The sequence below is a fragment of the Variovorax flavidus genome (assembly GCF_030317145.1).
GTDB classification, from domain to species: domain Bacteria; phylum Pseudomonadota; class Gammaproteobacteria; order Burkholderiales; family Burkholderiaceae_C; genus Variovorax; species Variovorax flavidus.
In genome coordinates, this window is sequence record NZ_JASZYE010000005.1 from 95,513 (window position 1) to 121,860 (window position 26,348).

Annotated in this window: 19 protein-coding genes and 2 tRNA genes; 14 read left to right on the plus strand and 7 right to left on the minus strand. The window is 66.5% G+C overall.

The genetic code is table 11. The features are described from left to right. Positions 1–313: 313 nt before the first annotated feature. On the minus strand, positions 314–619 hold the full coding sequence (locus QTH90_RS22160; protein WP_286666734.1) for a hypothetical protein: 306 nt from the start codon (positions 617–619) through the stop codon (positions 314–316). A gap of 332 nt (positions 620–951) precedes the next feature. Here QTH90_RS22160 and QTH90_RS22165 point away from each other — a divergent pair, with 332 nt between their 5' ends. Next, entirely contained in the window at positions 952–1,791 is an 840-nt protein-coding gene (locus tag QTH90_RS22165; protein ID WP_286666735.1) for a hypothetical protein, read from the plus strand. A 62-nt stretch (positions 1,792–1,853) separates the two neighbouring features. On the opposite strand, the gene QTH90_RS22170 is transcribed toward QTH90_RS22165, so the two are convergent. Further along, positions 1,854–1,930, minus strand: a tRNA-Arg gene (locus QTH90_RS22170). Between the two features lie 405 nt (positions 1,931–2,335). Between QTH90_RS22170 and QTH90_RS22175 the strand changes: the two genes are divergently transcribed. From QTH90_RS22175 to QTH90_RS22195, 5 genes are read left to right on the plus strand one after another with little or no spacing between them, the layout of a single operon-like run. After that, on the plus strand, positions 2,336–4,600 hold the full coding sequence (locus tag QTH90_RS22175) for an NAD(P)-binding protein (RefSeq protein ID WP_286666736.1): 2,265 nt from the start codon (positions 2,336–2,338) through the stop codon (positions 4,598–4,600). After that, positions 4,597–5,403: a hypothetical protein gene (locus QTH90_RS22180; RefSeq protein ID WP_286666737.1), complete on the plus strand. Its 807-nt coding sequence runs from the start codon at positions 4,597–4,599 to the stop codon at positions 5,401–5,403. Before QTH90_RS22175 ends, QTH90_RS22180 begins: the two co-directional genes overlap by 4 nt. Before the next feature lie 10 nt (positions 5,404–5,413). Then, on the plus strand, positions 5,414–6,478 hold the full coding sequence (locus QTH90_RS22185; RefSeq protein ID WP_286666738.1) for a polyprenyl synthetase family protein: 1,065 nt from the start codon (positions 5,414–5,416) through the stop codon (positions 6,476–6,478). A 25-nt stretch (positions 6,479–6,503) separates the two neighbouring features. Beyond that, positions 6,504–7,700, plus strand: coding sequence for a saccharopine dehydrogenase NADP-binding domain-containing protein (locus QTH90_RS22190; RefSeq protein ID WP_286666739.1), 1,197 nt, complete (start codon positions 6,504–6,506; stop codon positions 7,698–7,700). Between the two features lie 42 nt (positions 7,701–7,742). After that, positions 7,743–9,524 (plus strand): hypothetical protein, encoded by a 1,782-nt coding sequence (locus QTH90_RS22195; protein ID WP_286666740.1) that lies wholly within the window; start codon positions 7,743–7,745, stop codon positions 9,522–9,524. A 4-nt stretch (positions 9,525–9,528) separates the two neighbouring features. Here the strand turns inward: QTH90_RS22195 and QTH90_RS22200 are convergent, their stop codons facing one another. Further along, positions 9,529–12,774, minus strand: coding sequence for an ATP-binding protein (locus QTH90_RS22200; RefSeq protein WP_286666741.1), 3,246 nt, complete (start codon positions 12,772–12,774; stop codon positions 9,529–9,531). 529 nt (positions 12,775–13,303) lie between these two features. Further along, positions 13,304–14,308, minus strand: a complete 1,005-nt coding sequence (hrcA, locus tag QTH90_RS22205) for a heat-inducible transcriptional repressor HrcA (protein ID WP_286666743.1) — start codon at positions 14,306–14,308, stop codon at positions 13,304–13,306. 28 nt (positions 14,309–14,336) lie between these two features. On the opposite strand from hrcA, the gene QTH90_RS22210 reads away from it, so the two are divergent. From QTH90_RS22210 to rapZ, 3 genes are read left to right on the plus strand one after another with little or no spacing between them, the layout of a single operon-like run. Next, a complete protein-coding gene (locus tag QTH90_RS22210) occupies positions 14,337–15,233 on the plus strand; it encodes an NAD kinase (protein ID WP_286666744.1) in 897 nt (298 codons plus the stop codon). A 1-nt stretch (position 15,234) separates the two neighbouring features. Continuing rightward, positions 15,235–16,917, plus strand: coding sequence for a DNA repair protein RecN (gene recN, locus QTH90_RS22215; protein WP_286666745.1), 1,683 nt, complete (start codon positions 15,235–15,237; stop codon positions 16,915–16,917). After that, positions 16,914–17,789: an RNase adapter RapZ gene (gene rapZ, locus QTH90_RS22220; RefSeq protein ID WP_286666746.1), complete on the plus strand. Its 876-nt coding sequence runs from the start codon at positions 16,914–16,916 to the stop codon at positions 17,787–17,789. The genes recN and rapZ overlap by 4 nt, the downstream gene beginning before the upstream one ends. 17 nt (positions 17,790–17,806) lie before the next feature. Here rapZ and mutY read toward each other — a convergent pair whose 3' ends face one another. The 3 genes from mutY to mutM all read right to left on the minus strand — a co-directional run bounded on the left by mutY (position 17,807) and on the right by mutM (position 21,828). Beyond that, positions 17,807–18,844, minus strand: a complete 1,038-nt coding sequence (gene mutY, locus QTH90_RS22225; protein WP_286666747.1) for an A/G-specific adenine glycosylase — start codon at positions 18,842–18,844, stop codon at positions 17,807–17,809. Between the two features lie 132 nt (positions 18,845–18,976). Then, positions 18,977–20,938, minus strand: coding sequence for a dynamin family protein (locus QTH90_RS22230; RefSeq protein WP_286666748.1), 1,962 nt, complete (start codon positions 20,936–20,938; stop codon positions 18,977–18,979). A 74-nt stretch (positions 20,939–21,012) separates the two neighbouring features. Continuing rightward, complete coding sequence (gene mutM, locus QTH90_RS22235) at positions 21,013–21,828, minus strand: bifunctional DNA-formamidopyrimidine glycosylase/DNA-(apurinic or apyrimidinic site) lyase (RefSeq protein ID WP_286666749.1); 816 nt, start codon at positions 21,826–21,828, stop codon at positions 21,013–21,015. Between the two features lie 81 nt (positions 21,829–21,909). Here mutM and QTH90_RS22240 point away from each other — a divergent pair, with 81 nt between their 5' ends. From QTH90_RS22240 to QTH90_RS22260, 5 genes are all read left to right on the plus strand, one after another. Beyond that, a complete protein-coding gene (locus tag QTH90_RS22240) occupies positions 21,910–23,736 on the plus strand; it encodes a tetratricopeptide repeat protein (protein WP_286666750.1) in 1,827 nt (608 codons plus the stop codon). Continuing rightward, positions 23,733–24,233, plus strand: coding sequence for a lipoprotein insertase outer membrane protein LolB (locus QTH90_RS22245; RefSeq protein WP_444814751.1), 501 nt, complete (start codon positions 23,733–23,735; stop codon positions 24,231–24,233). Before QTH90_RS22240 ends, QTH90_RS22245 begins: the two co-directional genes overlap by 4 nt. Then, positions 24,230–25,090, plus strand: coding sequence for a 4-(cytidine 5'-diphospho)-2-C-methyl-D-erythritol kinase (gene ispE / locus QTH90_RS22250; RefSeq protein WP_286666751.1), 861 nt, complete (start codon positions 24,230–24,232; stop codon positions 25,088–25,090). The genes QTH90_RS22245 and ispE overlap by 4 nt, the downstream gene beginning before the upstream one ends. A 67-nt stretch (positions 25,091–25,157) precedes the next feature. After that, a tRNA-Gln gene (locus QTH90_RS22255) sits at positions 25,158–25,234 on the plus strand. 77 nt (positions 25,235–25,311) lie between these two features. Beyond that, a complete protein-coding gene (locus QTH90_RS22260; protein ID WP_286601412.1) occupies positions 25,312–26,289 on the plus strand; it encodes a ribose-phosphate pyrophosphokinase in 978 nt (325 codons plus the stop codon). The last annotated feature ends 59 nt before the right edge of the window (positions 26,290–26,348 follow it).

The following is a 26,348-nucleotide window of genomic DNA, read 5'->3' on the forward strand; positions in this document are numbered from 1 at the left end:
TTGCAGGAACTGCAGGCTCGATGCCGACCGATACATCAAGATACCGAGCTTTGAAATATTTCGAAGCGGGCTTTACCCTTGCTGTCACATTGGTGACTGCAAGACGCCAAGCGGGCGCAGCTTCGCGGCCGATTCACCCGGTCGGCTGCAGATCGGGGTTCGCGGGGTCGACTGGCCTCGGAAGACTCGGCTCTTCGTGGTCAGGCTTTTGCGGGTTCGGCTCGTTCTGGCCCGGCACCGGCTCCGGTGGCGGCTCGTCCCGGCCGGGTACCGGCAGGTCGCGTTTGCGCACTGCGCGGCTTCGGCGAACGCTTCAACTCGCCTGGACAGGCGATGGATCCGGTGGCTGCTGTTCCGGCACAGGCGCCTCTTGCTGGGCTTGCGGGACCTCGTCCGATACGGCGGCGAGCCCGCGCTTGCCCAGATCCGCGCGCGCAATGCCTCTCACGAGGTGACGCGGCAGGTGGTGGGTCTTCTTCAACTGGGCCAAGGCTTCGCTGCGAGCGGGCTCGGACGCCGGCAGGAACATGTGCAGTGAACTCATCGTGGTCGCCCCCATGAGCGCCAGGCTGTAGATGAGGCGGTCCAGCGTGAACCGGACCGGGCATGCAGGTTTCAAGGCGACCCCTGGCGTAGCCGCCGCTGCGCATTATCCCGCTGGCGCCGCGCGCCCCTCCGGCGCGGCCATTTCTTCAGTAGTGTTGCTGCGCCGAGCCGAGGAAGCAGTCAGCCTCGGAGTTTCTTGTCCCCCAGATTCAGGCGCCGTCTTACAAAGAGCGTGCACGGAGAGTAGGACAACGGCGTTCAATCTGCCTGTTGCGAACTGGCCGGGGCATCGTGTTTCTCGCTTGGCCGGCCGCGCGGTTCCTGAATTCCGCCCTCTTCTTCCAGGCTCGTCGTGCCCGTTCCCCTGGAGCGGGGTTTCTCAACCGATCTGCAAAGGAGTCCAGCATGTATGCGACCACCGCGAATTCGGTATGGCCCGCCAAGTGGCCCGCGACTGTGCAAGCCGTTGCGTATGCGCAAGTGGGGGACTTCTTCAAGATGCTGATCCAACACAAGGAGTCGGACTTCGCGGCCTGTGAGTTCTGCCGGACGATGAACAGTCTCAATGCGGTTCGTTGCGCGACCTGTGGGGGATCGCTGACTCCGTCGTCCGACGAGCCGGCATCGTCCGAACTTCCGAAGCCCGCCAGGACTTCGGTCTCCGACGCTCGAGCATTGCGCAGCGTTCTGACGATGGTCCTGATACCGCCGCTGCTCCTGTTCGTCGGTTTCGCCGCATGGCACCAACTGCAATTCGAGAACCATGAGCCAGCCGCTACATTCGCCAAGTCCATCTCCTCGCCCGCCAGAGACGCAGTGTTGAACCCGGCCGCGGCGGCCTCCCCGCAGCAAAAAATCGTGTCGGACTTGTTGGCCAGCAAGAAGAATTCCAGCGGCCACGAGCAAGTGGAGGGCGGCACATTGTTGGCCCCTCCCCCTGAAGTCCAGGCCTTGGCACCCGAACCGGAAGACAGGAGCCGCTCTTCGAACGTCGGGGATCCGGCTCCGGCCCATGCACCGAGGTTGGCTCCGAGCCGCACCATCAGCAAGGAGATGGCGGCCGGATCGGTCCGTCAACGCCCGGACCTTCTGGCGGGATGCAACGGGCGTGGCTTCCTGGCACGTGCCGTCTGCGTCAACAACCGTTGCGCGGAGCCGGGCGCTGCACGCCTCGGACAATGTCGGGAAGCGGTGCGCCAGCGCCGAATTGACGAGGCACGCCGCAATCCGTTGTTGATGGGGTGAGCCACGCGTTCGCCAAAAGAAAATGGCCTAGAGATCAAAAATCTCTAGGCCATTTCGAAGAGTGGTGCGGCTGGCAGGAATTGAACCCACGACCCCTTGGTTCGTAGCCAAGTACTCTATCCAACTGAGCTACAGCCGCACAGCTTGCGAGTATAGCATGCATTTTTGACCTGCTTCCAGTCGACCTTCTTTCATGTAACGCTGGATATGCATTCGGGCCGATCGCACGGACCGGCTCCGCGGATCGAAATGATGTTTGCCTCAGGCCCGTTGCGCCTCTGGAAGGCCCGCGCTGCAACCGTCTCACGCGCGTGACGCTTCATGACGAGCGCTCTCCCCTGCGTGGATGACACGCGACATTTCGTGGATTCCCAACCTGCCAAAAAATGCAACAGCGTGCAAGAATGCGACGCCGAATTAAGCAGCGCCCGCAGATTCGACCCCTCAAGGCGCAATCCTGCGCGCAGACCCAAGGTACTTCGATTCGGAGTCTACGAAAGGTGCGCCAAGTGGAATCTCTTGCCTCTCTCACGGCAGTCGCGTCATGACGCCGCCGATCCGCGTGGCCATCGTGGGTGGCGGGTGCGCCGGCATCGCGACAGCGTGGCAGATCAGCGAGTTCGTGCGCCTGAGCCAGGCGCAGGCCGAGACCGACCGCAAAGCCGGCAAGGGCAAGGGCGACTTCACCGACTTCCAGATCACGGTCTACGAACAGAGTTGGCGTCTCGGCGGCAAGGGCGCATCGGGGCGCGACAGTTCGGGTCGCATCCGCGAGCATGGCCTGCACATCTGGCTCGGCTTCTACGAGAACGCCTTCGCGATGATGCGGCACTGCTACGACGAGGTGCGCAAGGCTCCATGGGGGCCGGAGGGCAGCGACAAGCAGAAACGCCAGCGACTGCCGCATGAATCCTTCGACGAAGCCTTCTTTCCCGAACCGCACATCGGCGTGGCGACCAAGAACCGCAGCGGCCAATGGGAGGCGTGGTCGGGCATGCTGCCGCCGATGAAGGGCCTGCCGGGCACCGAACTGGACGACCGCACCAACCCCTTCACGCTGGCCGGCTACCTCGCGCGCTGCATCGGACTGAGCAAGGCGCTGATACACAGCGTGGTCGCGCCGCCTTCCGGCGTGTCGCCCAAGGGCTCGCGTTCAACGCTCGACGAGTCGATCGAGCTCGACTTCGGCTTCGATGCCGTGCGCTCGCCCGGCGTGGTGATCGACCGCATGGCACGGCTGCTGCGCGTCGGCGCGTTGACCACGGCCGCAGGCGTGCTCCAGGGCGCGACCATTCTCGAGAACTGGTTGCGTGAGCGCGACCCGGCGCCGCAGTTCACGTCGACGGTGATGAGCTTCATGGAGGCCCTGGCCGCGCAGACGCGCCGACAGCTCACCGACCTCGTGGGCATCGACGAGCAGCTTCGGCGCAAGACCGAGATCATCGACCTGATCATGACGATCGTCGTCGGGCTGTACCGCGACCGCGTGCTGTTCGACTCGCGCGGCCTCGACGCGATCAATCACATCGACTGCAAGGACTGGCTCATCAAGCATGGCGCAATGCGCAGCTCTGTCGAGTCGCCATTCGTCACGGGCCTGTACGACCTCGCGTTCTGCTACCGCGACGGCGACCGCAACAAGCCGGCGCTCGCGGCGGGACAGGCGCTGCGCGGCGCGTTGCGCATGTTCTTCACGTACCGGGGCGCGCTGTTCTGGCGCATGCGTTCGGGCATGGGCGACACCGTGTTCGCGCCGCTGTACCAGGTCCTCAAGGACCGGAAGGTGGATTTCAGGTTCATGCACGAACTCAAGAACATCGACTTCGTCGGCGACCCCGACAAGGACGAGCCCGTGCACATTGCCAGCATGAGTTTCGAAACCCGCGGCAGCACGAAGGACCTCAATGGCTACGCGCCCCTCGACGCCGCCGGATGCTGGTCCCACGAGCGACCGCCGAAGTTCGCCAAGACGAATCCGTCACCGGTCACGCTGAACTACGGCAAGGAGTTCGACGTCGTCGTGTTCGCCATGGGCATCGATGACTTCCGCACGATCTGCGAGCAAGACCCGAACGGCCTGTTCAAGAAACTGCCGCGCTGGAACGAAATGCAGAAGCACGTCAAGACCGTGGGCACACAGGCGGCGCAGGTCTGGCTCGACACGAGCGTCGAAGACCTCGGCTGGCGCCGCGGCTCGGCGCTGGTGTCCGCGCTCGACCATCCCTTCGAGTCGTGGGCCGACATGACGCATACCTTTGCCGCGGAGCGCGCGTGGCGCGAGCAGATGGGCGAGAAGCCGAACGCCAAGAACCTCCAGGACGACGCCACCCGCTCGGTCTCCTATTTCGTCGGCCTGCTGAGCGATGCCGACATCAAGGCACAGGGCGAAGACGCCACGAAGATCGAGGAGAAGGTGCGCAAAGACCTTCAGGAGTTGCTCGCCAAGCGGGTCGAGCCGCTGTGGCCGGACGCCTTCAAGAGGGATGACAAGGGCAATCTCAAGACGCCGCTCGACCGTCTCGTCGACGCGAAAGGCAAAGGCGTCGGAGCCGACGCCATCACCGCGCAGCACGTGCAGGGCAACTTCCGCGGCTCCGACCGCTACACGCTGGCGCTGCCCGGGTCGCTCGAACACCGCATCTCGCCGCTCGACGCCTCGGTGGTCAACATGACCATCGCCGGCGACTGGACGGAGTGCGGCTTCAACGAAGGCTGCATCGAGGCGGCCGTGATGTCGGGAATGCTCGCCTCGCACGCCATTTGCGGCTTTCCCGCTCTCGAGGACATCGTGGGGTACGACCATCCATGAAGCAAGATGCCAACGGTCGCTGGGTCCGTGAAGAGCCTGCTGCACTCGGGCCCAACCGCGCATTCGGCGGCTACTACCGCAGCGCCGACCGGCAGGTCCGCGGCAAGCTCCTGCGCGGCGTGCCATTGCAGACCACCGAGGACGCCGTCGTCGCTGCTGTGCAGATGGGCTATCGCGTCGTCGATTCGCAGATCGACCGCGGCATGCGCGTCGCGCGTCGCCTGCGGGGCGCGGCCGAGCGCCAGGGCAGCGGCGATCCGGGCCAGATGCTCGACTCGGCCGAGCGGCTGGCGAGCAAGGCGCTGCTCGCAGGCCTTCAATGGCTGGAGGACTCGGCCGCCGAGCCGGGCAGCCCGGTCAAGCGGCTGCTGTCGGCCGAGTACCGCATGGTCGGCTCCATCTTCGGCCTGAACAAGGACGACGAGAAGGCGAACGACGGCGAGCGCAGGCGCGGCAGGGCCGGCAAGGACGCCCCACGTCCGCCCAAGGAGGACATCCAGCCGCCGGCTGCCGTGCCCTACGCGGTATCGGTGCTGCACGAGCCCGGCAGCGCAAAGCGTGCAGTGACCGTGTGCAGCATCAGCCTTGCCGACGGTGCACTGGCCGGCGACGCCGAACTGGCCTTCTATCACCTCAAGGACGCATCGACGAAGGTGCTCACGGGCCGGCTCTCCGCTGTCGCCCCGGGCAAGCTGCGGCTGCGGATCGCCACCGACAAGGAGCATCCGCCCGGCCGATGGCGCGCCGCGGTTTGCCGTCAGCCCGACGACGAGCAGGTCGGCGTGGTCGAAATCGAGCTCTGAGGACACGACGATGGGCTTCAACGACACGCGCAAGTTTGCCGACGCCGAGGCCGACGACCGCCTCGTCAACGAGATGTTCGCCCAGTACGGCGAGCTCACGCGCAAGCACCTGCGTGCCTACCTGCCCGAGACCGAGCCCGGCACCTACCTGCACGAGCTGATCGCCGACTATCCGCAGCGCGGCGGCAAGATGATGCGTCCGAGCCTGTGCATCGCATCGGCCTGTGCCTTCGGCGCATCGGCCGACGACGCGGTCGCTTCGGCGGTCGCCATCGAGCTGCTGCACAACGCGCTGCTGATCCACGACGACATCGAGGACGACAGCGACGAGCGCCGCGGCACGCCGACGCTGCATGCCCTGCACGGCCTGCCGCTGGCGCTCAACGCGGGCGATGCGCTGGGCCTGCTGAGCCTGCGGCCGCTGAAGGACAACGTGCGCCGCCTCGGCCTTACGCTTTCGATGCGCATCTTCGAGGAAACCGAGCGCATGGCGTGGGAAACCACCGAGGGCCAGGCGCTGGAGCTCGGCTGGCGACGCGACAACCGCAGCGACGTCGACGACGAGGGCTATCTCACGATGGTGCTCAAAAAGACCTGTTGGCTGACGACGATCCACCCGCTGCGCATCGGCTGCCTGATCGGCACGCGCGGGCGCGCACCGCTCGACCCGCTGATCCGCCTCGGCTTCTTCTTTGGCGCCGCGTTCCAGATCCAGGACGACCTGCTCAACCTCGAGCCGGGCGCCGACTACGGCAAGGAGCTGGCGGGCGACCTGCTCGAAGGCAAGCGCACGCTGATGCTGATCCACGCGATGCGCAAGGCGACGGCCCCGGAGCGCGCGCGGCTCCAGCGCTTCCTGGCGCGGCCGCGTGCCCGACGCACGCCGGCGGAGGTCGCGTGGGTGCGCGCGCTCTTCGACAAGACCGGCGCGATGGAGCATGCACGGCAGATGGCGCGGGGCCTCGCGGGCGCCGCGCTGCACGAGTTCGAAGGCGCGTTCCATGGCAGGCCGGAAGGCCGCGACCTGCAGTTCATTCGCGCGCTCATCACGTGGGTGCTGCGGCGCCTGCATTGACGACGATGTCTTGGAGGGACAGCCGATGGCCAAACGATTCCTGCTCTATGGGGCCACCGGCTATTCGGGCCGACTGATCGCGGCCGAGGCGGCACGCCGCTGGGGCAACCGCACGAACCCCGGTCGTTCCTGCGAGCTGGTGCTTGCCAGCCGCGACCGGCGCGCGCTGGCGGAACTGGCCGAAGACCTCAAGCTCGACTACCGCGCCTTCAGCCTCGACTATCGCGAGCCGGTGGTGCGCGCGCTCCATGGCTTCGACGTGCTCATCAACGCGGCCGGCCCCTTCGACCAGACGGCCGAGCGCCTCGCCAAGTCGGCGCTCGACGCCGGATGCCACTACGTCGACATCAACGGCGAGGTGGACGTGTACAAGCGCCTCGACGACCTGCACTATTTCGCGCAGAACCGCGGGCTGGCGCTGGTGTGTGGCGCGGGCCATACCGCGACCTTGTCGGACCTGATGCTCGACACGGCGCTCCACGATATCCCGAAGGATGAGCTTGCGGGCGGCATTGCGCGCATCGCGGTGGCGCGCATGAAGTACCTCTCGCGCGGCAGTGCCCGCACCATGATGCGCATGGTGCGCGAGCAGGTCACCGTCGCGCGCACCGACCCCGACAGCGAGACGAAGGGGCTCGTGCTGTCGCACGTGCCTGTCGGCAAGCTCGAGCGCAGCTTCGACTTTGGCGGCGGCGAGCCGAAGCACGGCAGCGGGATCCGCATCGCCTCGGCCGCGAACCTCATCGACACGCTCGCGGCGCGCCACACGGCCGAACGCCGCGAGGCCGGGCTCCGCCGCATCGAGTCGTACATCGAGATGCCGACCTCGATGCGCGTCGCCTACCAAGCGGCGTCTATCGGGGCCGTCGGCTTTCAGCTGCCGATCCTGCGAGAGCTCAGCCGCTGGCAGATCGACATGCTGCCCGAAGGCCCCGATGCGAACGAGCGCGCGGACAATTCGCACCGTGTCGTGCTGCAGATCGAGGACCGCTACCGCGAACTCGTCGTCGACTGGTGCATCGTCACCGGCGACCCCTACGAGTTGACGGCGCGGCTCGTCCTCGCCGTCGCGCGCAAGGTCGCGGAGGCCGCATCGGCCGGCGGATGGCGGACACCCGCCGACGTGCTCGGCCTGTGGCACCCGCTCTTCAATCAGGGGCTGGACAGTCCCTTGATCGGCTGCCGACCGGTGCGCCCGCTGGTGCGCGCCGCCCAAACCTAGCCACGCGAGCGCGTCATGCCACATTCGTTCTGGATTGCCACGATGCCATTGGACTCCGCGAGGCTGCATGACCATGCACGCTCGGCGGACTTCGCATTGCGCGAGGCCATCGACGCCGGCAGGGCCGGCGCGCTGGCGGTCGAGATCATCCGGGACGATCAAGCGCCAGAGCGGCTGGCGCTCCTGCTGTCCGTCGCCGACCACATCGACTCGCCGACCCAGTTCACCTGCTGGCTCGCCTACTCGAACGACCCGGGCTGGTGCAACCGCTTCTGCACCTTCGGCATTCCGATGCTGGAGGCCAGGATCGAGTTGATCGACGACTACCTCAAAGTGCATGCAGCCGTCTACCCGACGCGCCTCGGCCTCGCCCCCTTGGTCCTGTCCGATCAACCGGTCATCGAGATTCATGGTGTCGATCCGGGTCCCGGTGGCGAATCCGACCTGGAGAGTTCGCTGCAGCCGTGGTACGAGCAGTTGTTGAGCTCGCCCGACGTTGCGCAGCAGACGCGCGACGTGCTGACGCGGCCGACGACCTGGAAGCTGCAGCGCAACGACCTCCGGTCGATGGCCAAGAGAGACTCAGGCATCAAGGTCCAGGCTGCCGCGTATCCCGATCTCGCCGCGATCATTGAGGCGCAGGGCGCGGCGCCCGCGCTGTCGGGACTGACGGCAGGCAGGCTGGTCGACTCGGCCCAGTCCATTCTTGTCGACGGCAGATCCCGCATGCCCGGGCCGCCGTCGCCGCCGCCCCCACCGTTACCCGCCCCTCAGCGCCGGACATCCGACAGCGTGTTCGGCCGGCCACGGTTTCGCTTCGAGGATGTCGAGATCGTCGGCTTTCGCGTGGAGCTGCCCGAGCGGACCCTGCCTGCGCTGCAGGAGTTGGCCAATGGACTGAACTTCCATCGCGACCTCGGCGGCAGCTGCGCCGACTTCAGCTATCGCGTGTCCACACCGACCGTCGTGATCGAGCTGCTTCGCTACGGCAAGATGCGGTCGCTCGAACCCCTGGCGCCGCTGCAGAGCGAGGACTCCATGTCGCAGCATGAGCTCATCGTGCGGCTGCTGGTCGGCAAGGTCGACGACGACGGCTCGCAGGCTCGCGACGCGGCGCAGTATGTGCCTGCGCTCTTCGTCGACAACCCGTGGTCGAAGTTCGTCGGCCGCGAGATGCAAGGCTTCAAGAAAGAGATCGCGGAGTTCTGCATCGAGGGGCTGTCGGGGCCCGACTCCCAGCTTGCCATTCAGCCTGTCGGCAGGGACGGCAGACTGCCCGGCGAAAAGAGGATCGAAGCGCTTACGAGCATCGTCCAGGTGCGCCTGCCGCCGCGTTTCGGACAAGTCGGCAACGCGCCGGCCTCGCCGCTGCTCGACATCCAATACCCCCTGGGCGGAATCGACGACGACCGCTTCGACCGCGTCGACATCGATGCCATCCTCAACAGTTCGGTATTCACCAGTTCACGCTGGCGGCAAATCGACTTCAATGACACCGACTTCCGCCGATCGTTCGCGCGCCAGGCCATGAAAGATGGCTTTCATCGCTACCGCAGCGTGCAGGTCACGCCGGTCGACAGCCGCAACCTGCCCAAGACATGGATCAACGGCGGCTTCACGCTGAAGGACGTCCAGGCGCAGTTCCCCATCGGCGTCGCAGTCCTCAAGCTCACCGAGCTCAGCAAGGACGAGGACGACGGCTGGTCCCGGTTGTGCCAGATCCTGGAAGGCGAGGACATGCTCGAGATCAGCCTGCCGACCGGCGACTGGTACCGCCTCAAATGCTCCATGGACCTGAGCATCGAGAACGGCCTGGACTGGTGAAGCGTCAGCGCTCGAGGGCGGTAGTCGTCGATTCGATCGCATCGAGGCAGCGGCTCGCGCCGAGCAGCGCCGCGCTGGCCCAGCCTTCGTCGGTCGGGCAAGGCGCTCGCGCTTCGAGCACATCCCATGCGGCGAGGTCGCGGTGCGGGTCATCGGAACTCACGCCACGGCGGCGCAGCAGCGTGAGCACCGCGCGCAGCGCGAGCGTCGCCGCGCCTTGCCGTTCGGCCACGCGGCGGGCCTCGGTGAGCAGCAGTTCTGCGCGCTCGTCCGAGCCTTCGAGTTCGGCGGCCAGTATCAGCAACTCGGCTTCGAGGTAGACCTCGCCCGTCGTGTGCACGCTTCGCAGGCCTTCGGTGAGCGCGGCCTTCGCGCCGTCGGCGTCACCGATCTGGCGCAGCCCTAGCGCAAGGCCCCACAGGAAGAAGGGCACGGCCGCCTTGGCACCAGCCGCGAGGTAGGCGCCCATGGCCTGGCGCAGGCCGCCCACGGCTTCGGGCGACGGCCCGAGCGCCGCCGCGGCGATCGACTGCTGCATCAGGCCGCAGACCAGCCAGGTGCCGAAGCCGTGCCGCGTCCCGAGCTCGACGCTCACGGCAGCGTGCTGCATCGCCTCGGCGTGGCGCCGTTGCACGTTCAGCTGCTGTGCGATGAAGCAGTTCGCATAGGCCTTGTCGAAGGGGCGGCCGAGGCGCTCGACGTGCTCAATCGCCAGCGCCACGCTGCGGTCGGCGCCAACGCCGTCGCCGCGCAGCCAGCACACCATGCCGAGGATCGACAGCGCCGCGGTGCCTGCGTCCTGCACCGACGGGTAGCGGAAGCGTTCGCCCTCGTGCAGGCGATAGAGCGAGGCGCACTGCTCCAGCGCCTGCTGCGCCACTTCGAGCTGGCCGCGGTACATGTCGGTGTAGCCGCGCACGGTGAGCGCCTCGATCATGAATTCGGGGCGCGCCGAACGGTCGGCCGTCTCGACGCAAAGCGAGGACATCTCGTCCGCGATGTTCTGCTCGTTGCGCACGAAGTAGAAGGTCGCCAACCCGCGAACGACCGGAAAGGTGATGGCGGGATCGGTGTCGTCGCGGCACAGCTCGCGCGCCGCGCGGTAGGTGGCCTCGACCTCGGGCGACGCGTAGCCCTGCGTCGCGGCGATCGCCACGCCGAGTTGCACCCGCAGCTGGAGTTCGTACTGCGTGCGCACGCGCGGGTCGGTGAGCTTGTCGAGCAGCCCGAGCGCGCTGCGGCTGTGGCTGGCGGATTCGAGGTAGGCCGCACGCTCCGATGCCTGCACGCCGGCGGTGATCAGGCAGCCGATCGCTTCCTCGAAACGCAGCGCCGCGGAAAGATGCTGCGCAACGACGTCGGGCGCCGACTCGGGCAGGCCGTCGAAATGCTGCACCAGCAGTTGCGCCACGTGCGCGTGCAGCCGCTGGCGTTCGGTGCGCAGCAGCGTCTGGTACACCGCGTCGTGGATCAGCGCATGGCTGAAGCGCATCGGGCCGCTGCGCACGTCGAAGTTCTGCACCAGCAGGCCCGCATCGACCAGCCGCGCGATCGCGTCGGGCAGCTCGCCACGGCGCTCGGGCACCAGTTCCATGAGCAACGGCAGCGCGAAGTCGCGCCCGATCACGGACGCAGCCTGGATGATCGACTTGATGTCGCTCCAGCGGTCGAGGCGGGCCTCGATGCTCGCCTGGATGATCGGCGGCACGGTGTGTTCTCGGTTCGCGCCGGCGCTCGCGCGCTCCGTTCGCGTGGCTGCGTCGAACTCGCCCTGGCACAACTCCTCGAGATAGAGCGGAACGCCCTCCGCGCGCGCGATGATGCGTTCGATCATCGGCGCGGGCAGCGCGTCGATGCGCGTCAGCGAGCGGATCATGGCGGCAGCGGTTTCGTCGTCGAGCGCGCCGAGCGCGACGCTGTTCGAGTTCGGCAGTTCGACCGCGATGGCGCCGCGCAAGGTCGCGACCAGCAGCGCCGGCAGTTCGACGAGGCGCTCGCACAGGCGCTGGACGACCAGCAGCGTGGACGCGTCGGCCCAGTGGACGTCTTCGCACAGCATGAACAATGGGGCGTCGTGGGCCATCGACGCCAGCAGTTCGACCAGCAGCGTGATCGTGCGTTCGCGCACGCGTTCGGCGCTTTCCTCGGAGGCATCCTCGTCGACCGCGGCGAGCCCGAAGATCGGACCCAGGTAGCGCAACGCGTTCGGGATGCCCTTGTCGTCGAGCCCCTTGCGTTGCAGCAGTTCGCTGGCACGGCGCAGCCGTTCGGCGTCGGCGTCCTGCGGCCTGATGCCGGCGAGCCGGCGCATCAGCACGCTGACCGGATAGAGCGGCGTGTTCTGCGTGCGCGGCGTGCAGTCGATCTCGACCAGCGTGGCGCTGTCCCGTTGAGCGAGGCGGCGCACGGTGCGGGCCAGCCGCGACTTGCCGATGCCGGCGTTGCCGCTGATGACGACGGCACTGCCTTGGCGCTCGCGGGCACGGTTCCACGCGTCGGTCAACAGGGCCAGCGGCGCTTCGCGTCCCACCAGTTCATGCGAGGACCCCGCGCCGCGGCGTGCCTCGAAGGTGGATGCGATCTGCGTCTCGGCCACGGCGAGCCACGCGCGCTCGCCACCGTCGAAGCCCTTGAGGTCGAGCCGGCCGAGGTCCCGGCACTCGAAGAAGCGGCCGACCGCGCGGCGCGTGCTGTCGGCGATGACCACGCCGTTCTGCGGCGCCGTCGCCGCGAGGCGCGCGGCCAGGTGCGGCACCGAGCCGACCACCGACTGTTCCTTGACCACCGCCTCGTCGATCAGGTCGCCGAAGACCACCGTGCCCGATGCGATGCCCACGCGCAACGCGAGCGAGATGCCGGGCAGCGCCTCGCCGGTACTGATCGCGCTGACCAGCGCGAGGCCCGCGCGCACCGCCGACTCGGTGGCGTCTTCGCTCGCCTCGGGCAGCCCGAAGGACAGGAAGGCGCCGTCGCCGACAAAGCGGATCAGGTGGCCGTCGTGTTGGCGCGTGACCAGGTCGACCTGCTCGCGAAACCAGCGGAACACGCGCCGCAGGTCTTCGAGGTCGATGCGGTTGGCGAGTGCGGTCGAGTGGACCAGGTCGCAGAAGACGAAAGTCCCGTAGCGCAACTCGACCGTGGACTCTGAAGCCGCATCCGCGGCGCCGCCTCGAAGCCGGCGTCCGCAGCAGTCGCAGAAGCTCGCGTCATCGCGATTAGTGCGCTGGCATTGGCGGCATTGAAGCGGCATGGTGCATGCAGGGGCTTGTTAGTAAGAAGTTCTCCTTACATCCTCGCTCAAGTTGCGCATACTGTCGAGGGGCGCAAGGGGCTGCGCGCCCTATCCTGACTTCAGAACAAGGGCGTCGTCGCGGATTCACGACGAAAGCGCTGTGGTAGGCCGTGTTGGACTTGAACCAACGACCAAAGGATTCAGGTTTGCATAGGTTTCCCTATTCCCTGGACTATCTCACCACCCTCGCCACGGATTTCTCCGTGCGTTCGGGTGCCGGGCGCTCGAGGAATGCTTATCGGACTGGCTCCTCGCACTCTAGTCTCTGCACCTTCTCACCTACCGATCTCGCGATCTGCCTTCAGTGAGCTTGGCTCAGGATTGCCGGGTCAACAACTGACTGACGGTTTCCCTGAATTCACCCGGTTTTTCCACCGTCGCTTTCACGACGGGGTCACCATATCGATGAGTCCTCTGCTCTAACCAACTGAGCTAACGGCCCACTGCGGACGCATTCTATAGCGCGCAAGACCAGTGGCGGCGAGCCCTATTTGCGGTGGCTCAACGCGTTGGTGACCAGCTTCGACGTGATGTCGACGATCTGGATCATCCGCTCGTACGGCATGCGCGTGGGGCCGATGACGCCGAGGGTTCCGACCACCTGCCCGTCGACCTCGTAGTTTGCGCTCACGATCGACAAGTCATCGAAGGGCACCACCTGGCTTTCGCCGCCGATGAAGATACGCACGCCTTCCGCCTGGCTCGACACGTCCAGCAGGCGCATCAGTTGCGCCTTCTGCTCGAACAGTTCGAACGCGCGTCGCAGATGGCTCATGTCGCTGGAAAAATCGGTCACGGCCAGCAGGTTGCGCTCGCCGGCGATCACCACTTCGTCCTGCGCCTCGGTGAGCACTTCGGAACTCACCTGCACCGCGGCCTGCATCAGCGCCGCGATCTCGCCGCGCAATTGCTCGACCTCCGACTGCAGGCGGTCCCGCACCTGCTCGATCGAGAGGCCGGCATAGTGGGTGTTGATGTAGTTCGAAGCCTCGACCAGCTGCGACTGCGAGTAGTCGGCTTCGGGAAAGATCACCCGGTTCTGCACATCGCCGTCGGGCGACACGATGATCACGAGCAGGCGGCGGTCGGACAGTCGCAGGAATTCGATCTGCCGGAACACCGATGCGCGACGTGGCGCCATCACGACACCGACGAACTGCGACAGGTTCGACAGCAGGTTCGCGGCATTCGCGATCACCTTCTGCGGCTGATCGGGCGCGAGGCTCGCCGTGGAGAACTGTTCGCGCTGCGCGGTCAGCATGGTGTCGACGAAAAGCCGGTAGCCGCGCGCCGTCGGAATGCGCCCGGCAGACGTGTGCGGGCTCGCGATGAGACCGAGCCCCTCGAGGTCGGACATCACGTTGCGGATGGTTGCCGGGGAGAGATCCAACCCCGATGCGCGAGACAAGGTTCGCGAGCCGACAGGTTGCCCTTCGGCGATATAGCGCTCGACGAGGGTCTTTAGCAGCAACTTGGCGCGGTCGTCCAGCATCGAGCGATTTTAATGTTGTAATTTGTAGATGACCCTGCGCTTTCGGCACGTCGCCCTCATAGGTAAATACCAGGCTTCCGGTGCGCGGGCGCAATGTGGTGCGCAGGACAACGTCATGGAAGGCATCGGCGCCTTCCTGGAGGCGCAAGGCTGCACGGTGTTTGTCGAGCAATCGCAAGGCGCCGACGTCGAGGCGGGCCCCTACAAGTCCCTGACGGTCGAGGAAATCGGCGAGGAGTGCGATCTCGGCCTCGTGGTCGGCGGCGACGGCACCATGCTCGGCATCGGGCGACAGCTCGCGCCGTACGGTGTTCCGCTGATCGGCATCAACCGCGGCCGGCTCGGCTTCATCACCGATATTGCGCTGGACACCTACCAGGCGACGCTGATCCCGATGCTGGCCGGCGAGTACGAGGAAGACCACCGCAGCCTGATGCATGCACAGGTGATTCGCGACGGCGTGTCGGTCTTCGACGCGCTCGCGATGAACGACGTGGTCGTCAACCGCGGTGCCACCTCGGGGATGGTCGAGCTGCGAGTCACGGTCGGCCGCCATTTCGTGGCCAACCAGCGCGCCGACGGGATGATCATCGCGTCAGCCACCGGCTCGACGGCGTACGCGCTGTCGGCAGGCGGCCCGCTGTTGCATCCCGCGGTGCCGGGCTGGGTGCTGGTGCCAATCGCACCGCACACGCTTTCCAACCGCCCCATCCTGCTGCCCGACGAAGACGAAGTCTCGATCGAGCTGGTGGGTGGGCGCGACGCCAGCGCAAATTTCGACATGCAGTCCCTGGCCTCGCTGGCGATCGGCGACCGGGTCGTGGTGCGCCGCTCGGAGTACCGGGTCCGCTTCCTGCACCCCAAGGGCTGGAGCTATTTCGATACCTTGCGCAAGAAACTGCACTGGAACGAAGGAGGTTCCTGACATGGCATTGCGCCGCATCGCCTTGCGCGATTTCGTGATCGTGCGCTCACTCGAGCTGGATCTCTCAACGGGCTTCACAGTCCTCACCGGCGAAACCGGGGCGGGCAAATCCATCCTGATTGACGCGCTCCAGTTGGCGCTGGGCAACCGCGCCGACGCCGGCTCGGTCCGCGAAGGTGCGGAGCGGCTCGACGTCAGTGCCGAATTCGACGCCGATCCGGCGTTGGCCGGGTGGCTGGACGACGGCGGCTTCGAAGCGGGCGATGTCCTGCTGCTGCGCCGCACTGTCGACCTCCAGGGCCGCAGCCGCGGCTGGATCAACGGCAGCCCCGCCACGGCGACGCAATTGCGCGAGCTCGGCGACCGACTGCTCGACATCCATGGCCAGCATGCGTGGCAGAGCCTGACACGGCCCGAAGCCGTGCGCGGCCTGCTCGACGCCTACGCCGGCGTCAGCACCACCGCGCTCGACAGCACCTGGCAGGCCTGGCGACAAGCGATCTCGACGTTGGAAACGGCCCGCTCCGCGCAGGACTCGCTGCAACGGGAGCGCGAACGCCTGCAGTGGCAAGTGGCCGAGGTCATCAAGCTGGCGCCCGGAGACGACGAGTGGGACGAACTGTCGTCCAGCCATACGCGCATCTCCAACGCCCAGGCGCTCATCGACGCGGCCGAGGGCGCCAGCAGTGCGCTCGAAGATGACGACAGCGGCGCGCTGGCGGCGCTGAGTCGCGCCGTCACGCTGCTGCAGAACTGCGAGCACATCGAGCCGGAGTTCAAGGCGCTCGGCGAAGTGCTGGCCTCCAGCGTGGCCCAGGCCTCCGATGCCGCGCATTCATTGCACAGCTACCTCCGCCAGGCCGACACCGACCCCGAAAAGCTCGCCGAACTCGACGAGCGCATGGGCCTCTGGATGTCCCTGGCTCGCCGCTACCGGCGCCCGCCCGCGGAACTGCCGGCGCTGCTGTCCGGCTGGCAGACCGAGTTGCAGGCGCTGGATGCCCAGAGCGATCTCGACGCACTGGAGCGCACGGAACAATCGACACAGCAGGCCTACCTGAAGGAAGCCAAGGCACTCGGCAAGGCGCGCAAGCAGGCCGCGCCGCGGCTCGCCCTGGCCGTGACGCAAGCCATGCAGGAACTCGGCATGAAGGGCGGCCGTTTCGAAGTCGAACTCCAGCCGCTGGCACAGCCGAGCCGCTCCGGTCTCGAAGACATCGCCTTCTTGGTCGCCGGACATGCAGGGAGCACGCCGCGTTCGATCGGCAAGGTGGCGTCGGGTGGCGAGTTGTCGCGCATCGCGCTTGCCATCGCCGTCACCACCAGCGAACTCGGTGCGGCGCAGACGCTGATCTTCGACGAAGTCGATGCAGGCGTCGGCGGCGCAGTGGCCGAGACCGTGGGGCGCCTCATGAAGCAACTCGGGCGCGACCGGCAGGTTCTGGCCGTCACCCACCTGCCGCAAGTGGCCGCCTGCGCGGATCACCACCTCGTGGTCGCCAAGCGGCAGACCAGCGTCAAGGGCCAGGACGGGCCTCGCACGGAAAGCGGAGTATCGGTACTGGAAGGCGAAGGCCGGGCACAGGAGATTGCACGCATGCTGGGCGGCGAACGCGTGTCCGCCACCTCGCTGGCGCATGCCCGCGAAATGCTGGGCACCAAGACGCCGGAGACCTCGTCATGAATCTGGAGTTGGTGCTGATCACCGGCATGTCGGGCTCCGGAAAATCCGTGGCCCTCCACGCGCTGGAAGACGCTGGCTACTACTGCGTGGACAACCTGCCCCCGGAACTGCTGGCGCCCTTCGTCGCGCTGCAACAGCAGCAGCAAGCCAGGCGCGTGGCGATCGCAATGGACGTGCGAAGCGGCGTCTCCCTGCCCCTCGTTCCCCAGCAGCTCGAAGGGCTGCGGCGCGAAGGCGTTTCGTTGCGATCGCTGTTCCTCGACTCGACCACGGATGCGCTCGTTCGCCGCTACTCGGAAACGCGGCGCCGCCACCCCCTGTCGCGGCAGGAAGGCCGCACCGACGCGCCCGAACAGCAGCGCGTGCTGGTGCACGCCATCGAACTCGAACGCGAATTGCTCGCGGACCTGCGCGATGGCGCCGATGTCATCGACACCAGCATCATCCGGCCGGCGCAGTTGCAGAGCTACGTCAAGGCGCTGATCTCGGCGCCGGAGAGCGCCCTCACGCTGGTCTTCGAATCCTTCGCGTTCAAGCGCGGCGTGCCGCTGGATGCCGACTATGTGTTCGACGTGCGGATGCTGCCCAATCCCCACTACGTACCCGCGCTGCGGCCCCTGACCGGCCGCGATGCCCCGGTGGTCGAGTGGCTGCGCGAGCACGACGACGTCGCCCGCATGTACGGCGACATCGAACAGTTTCTCGGGCGATGGCTCGATGCGCTCGCGCGAGACCATCGCAGCTACGTGACCGTGGCCATCGGCTGCACCGGCGGGCAGCATCGCTCGGTGTTCCTGGTGGAACAGCTGGCGCGCGGCTTCGGCGCGAAGTGGGCCGCCCTCAAGCGGCATCGCGAACTCGACGGCGCCTGACGGCCCGGGCAGCGGCCTCAGCCGCCGTTCGCCAGCAGTTTGCGCACCGGCGCGGGCAGGCCCAGCGCCGGCCATTCGTCGCCATCAAACCATCCGCCGCCCTCGCCCAGCGCTCGCTCATCCCGGCACACGACGGACACCGGGTGCAGATGAAGATCCTTGTGCGTGAGCACATGAAGAAAGGCCGCGTCGTCGCGCGCGGTTTCGCGGACCTCGGGCATCAGCCCTTCCAGCAAGCTCTCCCGCGTCTCGAAGATCGGCAGGCAGTAGAGACCGGCCCAGATGCCCCGCGACGGACGCTTTTCCAGCCACACGCGGCCTTTGGCGTCGCGCGCCTGCAGCATCCAGAACGAATGGGCGCTGCGCCGCAGCTTCCGTGTCTTGACGGGGTACTTCTCCGGCGTACCCTCCTGCCGCGCGGCACACAGGTCGTTGGCCGGGCAAATGATGCAGCTCGGCTTGCGCGGCAGACAGACGGTCGCGCCCAGGTCCATCAACCCCTGCGTGTAACCGGCGATCGCCTTCCGCTGCGTCGCGGGCGGCAACAACTCGGTCGCCTCGTTCCACAAGGCACGCTCCTGCGCACCGGAAGACAGATCCCCATCGAAGCCCAGCACCCGCGTGAGCACCCGTTTCACATTGCCGTCGAGGATTGCCACCCGCTCCCCGAAGCAGAAAGCAGCGATCGCCGCAGCGGTTGACCGGCCGATGCCAGGCAGGGTCTGGAGCTCGGCCGCTGTGCGCGGAAACTCCCCACCAAAGCGCGCCACGACTTCCTGCGCGCACCGGTGCATGTTGCGTGCGCGGCTGTAGTAGCCCAGGCCGCTCCACAGCGCAAAGACTTCGTCCTCGGTGCCGGCCGCAAGCTCCAGAACCGTAGGAAACCGATCGAGAAACCGCGCGAAGTACCCCAGAACAGTCGAAACCTGGGTCTGCTGGAGCATCACCTCCGACAACCAGACCCGATAGGGATCCTGCGTGTTCTGCCAAGGCAACTCACTGCGCCCGTGACTTTGCTGCCACCCGACAATGCGCCCCGCAAAAACCGGCGCCAACGCCAGCGCGCGAGCTGAAACCGCCCCGCTCAAAACCAGAAATACCGCGGAACCGGCTCTGCCGGGCCGCCGGTATTGCCCCCGGTGAGGGGGTGGGCGGCTACTCGAAGTGAGCCAACCTGGGGGAGAGCCTCATGCCGCACTGAGTTCACTGCGAGCTGCAGGCACATTCGGCGCCTCGTTGCTCGCGAGCACCGAAGTCAATTCGCCCAGCCGGCGATGCAGTTCGGCCAGATTGGCCTCCTGCGCGGCGAGTTCGGCCAGGCGCTCGTCGAGATTGCCCGCCGCGCCCTGGATGCGTTCGACCGCTTCGATGCGCTTGGTGAAAGTACGGCGGCGTTCCTTGAGTTGCGCGTCGAGCTGGGCGCCCGCGCCCTTGCTCCAGCGCTCGACCTCCGTCATGGCCGCCTCGTTGACCACGCGAAGCCGGCTCGCCAGCGCGCGCACCAGCTTGTCGCAGAAATCCGGCTGCGCCAGCTTGAGCAGGTTGCCCACGCCGAGATAGTGAACGTGGCTGCGCTCGATCTGGGTCAGTTGCTGCTCGAAGCCCGACAGGTCCGGCTCGGCCGGCGCTTGCAGGGTGAAGCCGTGCTCCGCATTGAGCTGCCGGAAGGTCGCATGCAGCATCGACTGGATCTCGGCGGTCGTCGCCTGGACTTCGCGCAGGTTGTTGCGCAGCGAATCGAAGGTTTCGCCGTACACCTTGCGCACGTTGAACTTGATGCCGCGCCGCTTGAGGGCTGCTGCGAGGTGCCCCATGTCCGCCTTGAGCGCAGTGCTGCCGAGCACTGCGTACACCTCGCGCAGCAGCTTGCCCTGCACCGACCTCAAGGCCAGGATGCGGGTGTTGCTGCCTTCGAATTCGGTCTGTTCCTGCTCGATGCGCGTTCGCATGTGCCGGATGACGGAACCGTTCTTGCCGCGCAAACCCTGCAGTTCGAGCGCCTGCTCGGACAAGTCGCGCTGGCGAACGTTGAGAATGCGCGCCGCCTCGGTGCGAAGCGACGCGATGCCGGCATCCACGGCCAGCCGCAGCATCGTCTCGCGCTTGCCGAGCAGGCCCTCACCGAGCACGGCTTCGAGCGCCGGGAGGCGGCTCGCCTGCAGCAGCGGGACATCGCGGCGGATCTTGGCCTGCAATCCCTTTTGCGCCGAGACCGGCAGCACCTGCGACAGCGGCACGCCGAGCAGGTCGGCGGCGCCCTTGCGCTGGCGCTGGATCTGCGCGTCGACTTGCGCCGGCGTGCTGAGGATGTCCCACATGGTGTCGATCTTGTTCAGCACCACGATGCGTGTTTCGCTGACGTCGCCCTCGGTCACGAGGTGCTCGCGCCAGATCGAGAGATCGGAACGCGTCACGCCGGTGTCGGCACCCAGGATGAACACGACCGCGTGGGCTTGCGGGATCAGGCTCACCGTCAGTTCGGGCTCGGCGCCGATGGCGTTGAGGCCAGGCGTGTCGAGAATCACCAGCCCCTGTTCGAGCAAGGGGTGCGGCATGTTCAGCACCGCATGGCGCCAGCGGGGAATCTCGACGCGGCCGTCGGAATCGGGAACAGGGTTGTCGTCGGGCGCGTCGTCGCTCCAGAAGCCCAGCGCACGGGCTTCATCCTTCGGCACCCACCGCACCTCGGCGACCTTGCTCATCGTCTGCGACAGGTGCTCGGCGTTTTCGACGTCGATCTCGATCTCGGTCCACCGGTCAGGTTCGTCGCGCCAATGCGTGAGCGAATGCGGTTCGAGCCTGGTTTCGATCGGCAGCAGGCGCAGGCTGGGTGCATACGCGGGGTCGTAGCCCAGTTCGGTCGGGCACATCGTCGTGCGCCCTGCGCTCGCCGGCATGATGCGGCGGCCGTACCCTGCAAAGAAGATCGCGTTGATCAGTTCGGACTTGCCGCGCGAGAACTCGGCAACGAAGGCGACCATGACCTTGCTGGTGCGCAGTTGCGACTCCACGTCGCGCAAACGCTCCGCGACGCTCTGGTTCAGCAGTTCGTTCTCATTCAGCCAGTGCGAAAGCCACTTCAGGCGATGCGCAAAGTTGCGCCGCCAAGCACCATGCTGGTCGAACTGCTGGTTGAAAGAGGCGGTCAATGGGCTAAATGTAAGAGCGGTTTACAAAATATAGCATCGGCATGGCTCTGACGCGTCATTCGCCCCAACGGGATTCAGTACTTTTGGCAGTTTGGGCAGAAATATGTGGAACGCTGCCCCTGGCGCACTTGCCGAATGGGCGTTGCGCACACTCTACAGGGCTCTCCGGCGCGGCCATAGACCGTTGCTTCCAATTGAAAGTAGCCGCTTTGCCCGTCGATATTCGAGAAATCGCGCAAGGTGCTGCCGCCTCGCTCCACGGCCCGCGCCAGGATGTCACGCACCGCCGCATGCAGGCGCGCGGCCCGCGGCCGGCTGATGCGTGAGGCAGACAGCGTTGGCCGAATGCCGGCGAGAAAGAGCGCCTCCGAGGCGTAGATGTTGCCCACCCCCACCACGACGTCGCCAGCCAGCAGCACCTGCTTGATGGGTGCCGTGCGCCGCCGCAGCCCCGCGTGGAAGGCGTCCAGGTCGAAGGCATCGCCCAACGGCTCCATGCCCAGCCCGCCGAGCAGCTTGATCGCGAGCGGCGACGCCTCGTCTTCCACGTAGACCACGGCTCCGAATCGGCGCGGGTCATTCAGGCGCAGGGTGCCCCGGCTGGTGACCAGGTCGAAATGATCGTGCGCGGCAGGCGCCGGCAGTGCGGCATCGAAGCGCAAGCTGCCCGACATGCCCAGATGCATCAGCAGCAGGCCTGCGTCCAGGTCGACCAGCAGGTATTTGCCACGGCGCCGGACCGTCTGAACCGTGCGACCGACGAGTGCGCCCGGTTCGACGGCGAGCGCCCATCGCAGGGGCTTGCCCACGCGCACCGCGTCGATGCGGGCGCCGGCGATGCGATCGGCAAAACCACGGCGAGTGACTTCGACTTCAGGGAGTTCGGGCATGGGAGAAGGCTGACACGAAAACACGCCGGCGCCGAAGCCCCACGCGACCATCATGCAAAAGCCTTGGATTATTATGGTTCGATGACCTTCCCGCTCCGCCGATCCCGCCTCGCGGCGGCCGCGTTCCTGGCTCTGACGGGGCTTGCCGCCCAGGCACAGACTGAACCGCCCGCGCCTGCAGCCCCCACCAGCCCCGCTCCCATCATCGAACCGGCCGCGCCCGCCGTGACGCCGGCCGCGGTGTCGGGCGACACGGACAAATCCGAGGCACAGCCCTCCGCCATGACGGCCGAGCTCTTCTACGAAGTGCTCATGGGGGAACTCACCGCTCGATCCGGCGACGCCGGTTCAGGCTACGGCCTGGTACTGGACGCCGCCCGACGGTCCCGCGACAGCAAGCTTTTCCAGCGCGCCGTCGAGATCGCGCTGCAATCCCGCTCGGGCGATGCCGCGCTGGCCGCCGCCCGCGCGTGGAAGGAAAGCGTGCCCGATTCCCGCGAGGCACGGCGCTTCGAGTTGCAGATCCTGATCGCCCTGAATCGTATCGGCGAGACCGTCGAACCTCTCCGCGCCGAAGTGGCCGCCACGCCGCAGGTGGAGCGGCCTTTTCTCATGGCGGTGATCGCGCGGAACTACGCCCGGGCCACCGACAAGAAGCTGGCGGCGTCGGTCGTCGAACAGGCACTTGCCGATGACCTCAAGAGCCCTGCCACCGGCGGCGCGGCCTGGGGCACGGTGGGCCGTCTCCGGCTCGCGGCGGGCGACACGGCGGGCGCGCTCGACGCCGCCATCAAGGGCCAGGAACTGGACCCATCGTCGGACGGCCCGGCGATGCTGGCGCTGGAGTTGATGGACCCCAGCCAACCCTTGGCAGAACCTATCGTCAAGCGCTACCTGGCCGGTCCGAAGGTCCAGCCCGAAATGCGCATGGCCTATGCGCGCGTACTGGTCGAAGGCCGCCGCTACTCGGAAGCGTCCGCCGAACTGGCGTCGCTTACCGTGGCCCGCCCCGAGCTGCCCGAACCCTGGCTGCTGCTCGGCAGCCTGCAGGCGCAGGCGCGCCAGGATGCGGCAGCCGAAGCGTCGCTCAGGCGCTACATGTCGCTTGCCAGCTCGCAACGCGACCCGGACGCCCAGGAACGCGGGCTGACCCAGGCCTATCTGCTGATGGCCCAGCTGTCGGAGCGCCGGAAGGACTTCGCGGGCGCAGACGCCTGGCTGGCCCGCATCGACAACACGGATGATCTGGTCGTCGCCCAGGTGCGCCGTGCCGCGCTGCTCGCCCGGCAAGGCAAGCTGCCGCAAGCGCGCGAACTCATCCGCAGCCTGCCCGAGCGCACGGCGGACGAAAAGAAGCAGAAGTTCCTGGCCGAAGTCCAGTTGCTGCGCGACGCCAAGCAGTACCAGGCGGCTTTCGACATGCTGGCGCAGGCCAGCGTGGCCGCGCCCACCGACACCGACTTGATCTACGACCAGGCCATGGTCGCCGAGAAACTCAACCGCCTGGATGAAATGGAGCGCCTGCTGCGCCGCCTGATCGAGCTCAAGCCCGACAACCAGAACGCCTACAACGCCCTCGGCTACTCGTTCGCCGATCGCAAGGTGCGCCTGGAAGAGGCGCGCACGCTGATCCAGAAGGCCGTGCAACTCGCACCCGATGATCCGTTCATCGCGGACAGCCTGGGCTGGGTCGAGTACCGGCTCGGCAACACAGGCGAAGCGATGCGCATCCTGGAAGACGCCTACAGGCGCCGGCCGGATCCGGAGATCGGCGCGCACCTGGGCGAGGTCCTGTGGGCAACCGGCCAGCGCGACCGCGCCATGACCATCTGGAAAGAAGCGTCCCTGGCCGATGCAGACAACGAGACGCTGCAGGAAACGCTCAAGCGCCTGCGCGTGAAACTTTGAATCGCCGCCTGGCACTGGCAGCGGGCTGTGCCGGTGCATTGCTGGCTGCGGGCTGCGCCAGCACCGGCAGCCCGACCAGGCCGATCGGCGCAGACGCCGTCGAGGCATGGAGCGGCCGCCTTTCGCTGCGCGTCGACAGCCAGCCCGTACAGACTTTTTCGGCGCTTTTCGAACTGCGCGGCGCACCGCAAGCCGGCGATCTCACGCTCACCAGCCCGATCGGCAGCACACTGGCGCAGCTCCACTGGGCGCCCGGCGAAGCACTGCTCAAGAATGGCCGTGAGACGCGGCGCTTCGATTCGGTCGATGCCCTGATCGAGGCCGCCACGGGCGCCGCCATACCGGTCGGTGCACTGTTCGCATGGCTGGCCGGCCGCGACGAACGCGTGCCCGGCTGGCGTCCGGATCTCTCCCAGGTCGGCACCGGACGTCTGCAGGCGACCCGCGAGTCGCCCGAGCCTCGGGCCGATCTGCGCATCGTGTTCGAACGCGCATGAAGGCGATCTACGACCTCCCGGCTCCGGCCAAGCTCAACCTCTTCCTGCACATCACCGGCCGGCGGGCGGATGGGTATCACCTGCTGCAGTCGGTGTTCATGCTGATCGACTGGTGCGACACGCTGCACGTCGAGCGGCGCGACGACGGAATCATCTCGCGCGAGGACCTGACGACAGAACTCCCCGCGGACGACCTGATCGTGCGCGCCGCCAAGGCGCTGCAAGACTTTGCGAAGACGACTCAGGGCGCGCACATCGGGATCGCCAAGCACGTGCCAGCCCAGGCGGGCATGGGGGGCGGCTCCTCCGACGCGGCGACCTGTCTTCTGGCCCTGAACCGGCTGTGGGACCTGAATCTGCCTCTGCAAAAGCTCGAGGAGATCGGCCTCCAACTCGGCGCCGACGTTCCGTTCTTCCTGCGTGGACAGAATGCATGGGTGGAAGGAATCGGCGAGAAAATCACGCCCATCACCCTGCCAGCCGGGCGCTTCGCCGTCGTGAAACCACCCGCCGGACTCGATACCCGACTGATTTTTTCGGCAGATGATCTCCAACGGTCAACTCCCACTGCTATAATCTCGGGCTTTGCTGCATACAGCGAAGCGGAAGTTTCAGGTTTTCGCTTTGACTTCGGTCATAACGACCTGCAGCCGGTTGCGCAGCGGCTCTGCCCCGCGGTCACCGAAGCCATCGAATGGCTCGGTCACCAAGGACTCAGTGCCCGCATGACTGGTTCAGGAAGTTCGGTGTTTGCGACAATGCCGCACGAAGCGGAATTGGCCGATGCCCCTCAGGGCTGGCAGGTTCGCAAGTGCAGCAACTTGGCTGTTCATCCCCTCGTGGGCTGGGCAGCCTAGATAATCAGAGCGCTCTGCGGTCTGATGCGACATATATCGGTTGATGACATTGGTCATCGACCCGTGTAGGGGAGTCGCCAAGCTGGTTAAGGCACTGGATTTTGATTCCAGCATGCAAAGGTTCGAATCCTTTCTCCCCTGCCAAATCTTCATTCAAGAGATTTTTGGCGGCTCCTTCAAGAGCCATTTCGCATTGCCGGATGCACTTTGCCGGGACGCTCATGCAGGCTGCTCACAACCCTGATTTCATGGTTTTCACCGGCAATGCCAATCCTGGCCTTGCCGCGGAAATTTCGCAGCACCTGGGCACTTCGCTCGGTGCCGCCCGTGTCGGTCGCTTCTCTGACGGCGAAGTCACCGTCGAGATCAACCAGAACGTCCGGGCGCGCGATGTGTTCGTCGTGCAGTCGACCTGCGCGCCGACCAACGAAAACCTGATGGAACTGCTCATCATGGTCGACGCGCTCAAGCGCGCCTCGGCCGAGCGCATCAGTGCCGTGATCCCCTATTTCGGCTATGCGCGCCAGGATCGCCGCCCCCGTTCCAGCCGGGTGCCGATCTCCGCCAAGGTGGTCGCCAATCTTCTCGAAACGGTGGGCGTGGCCCGCGTGCTGACGATGGACCTGCACGCCGACCAGATCCAGGGTTTCTTCGACATTCCCGTCGACAACATCTATGCGTCGCCGGTGCTGCTGGGCGATCTGCGCCAGAAGAACTACGAAGACCTGATCGTGGTCTCGCCCGACGTCGGCGGCGTGGTTCGTGCCCGCGCACTGGCCAAGCAACTGAATTGCGACCTCGCGATCATCGACAAGCGCCGTCCGCGCGCCAACGTGAGCGAAGTCATGCACGTCATCGGCGAGATCGACGGCCGCAACTGCGTGATCATGGACGACATGATCGACACGGCCGGCACGCTGGTCAAAGCGGCCGAAGTGCTGAAGGAACGCGGTGCCAAGAAGGTGTACGCCTATTGCACGCACCCGATCTTCTCGGGTCCCGCCATCGAGCGGATCGCCCAGGGGTCCGCGCTCGACGAGGTGGTCGTGACCGACACGATCCCGCTGAGCGCCAGCGCGACAGGCTGCGGAAAGATCCGCCAACTCTCCGTGGCACCGCTGATCGCAGAGACGATCCAGCGCATCGCCAAGGGCGAGTCGGTCATGAGTTTGTTCTCGGACCAGGAAAACCTCTTCTGAGGTTTCGCCTTTCGAGCAAAAAGCCGGGCTTCCTTCGCGAAGCCCATTTTGAAACCGGA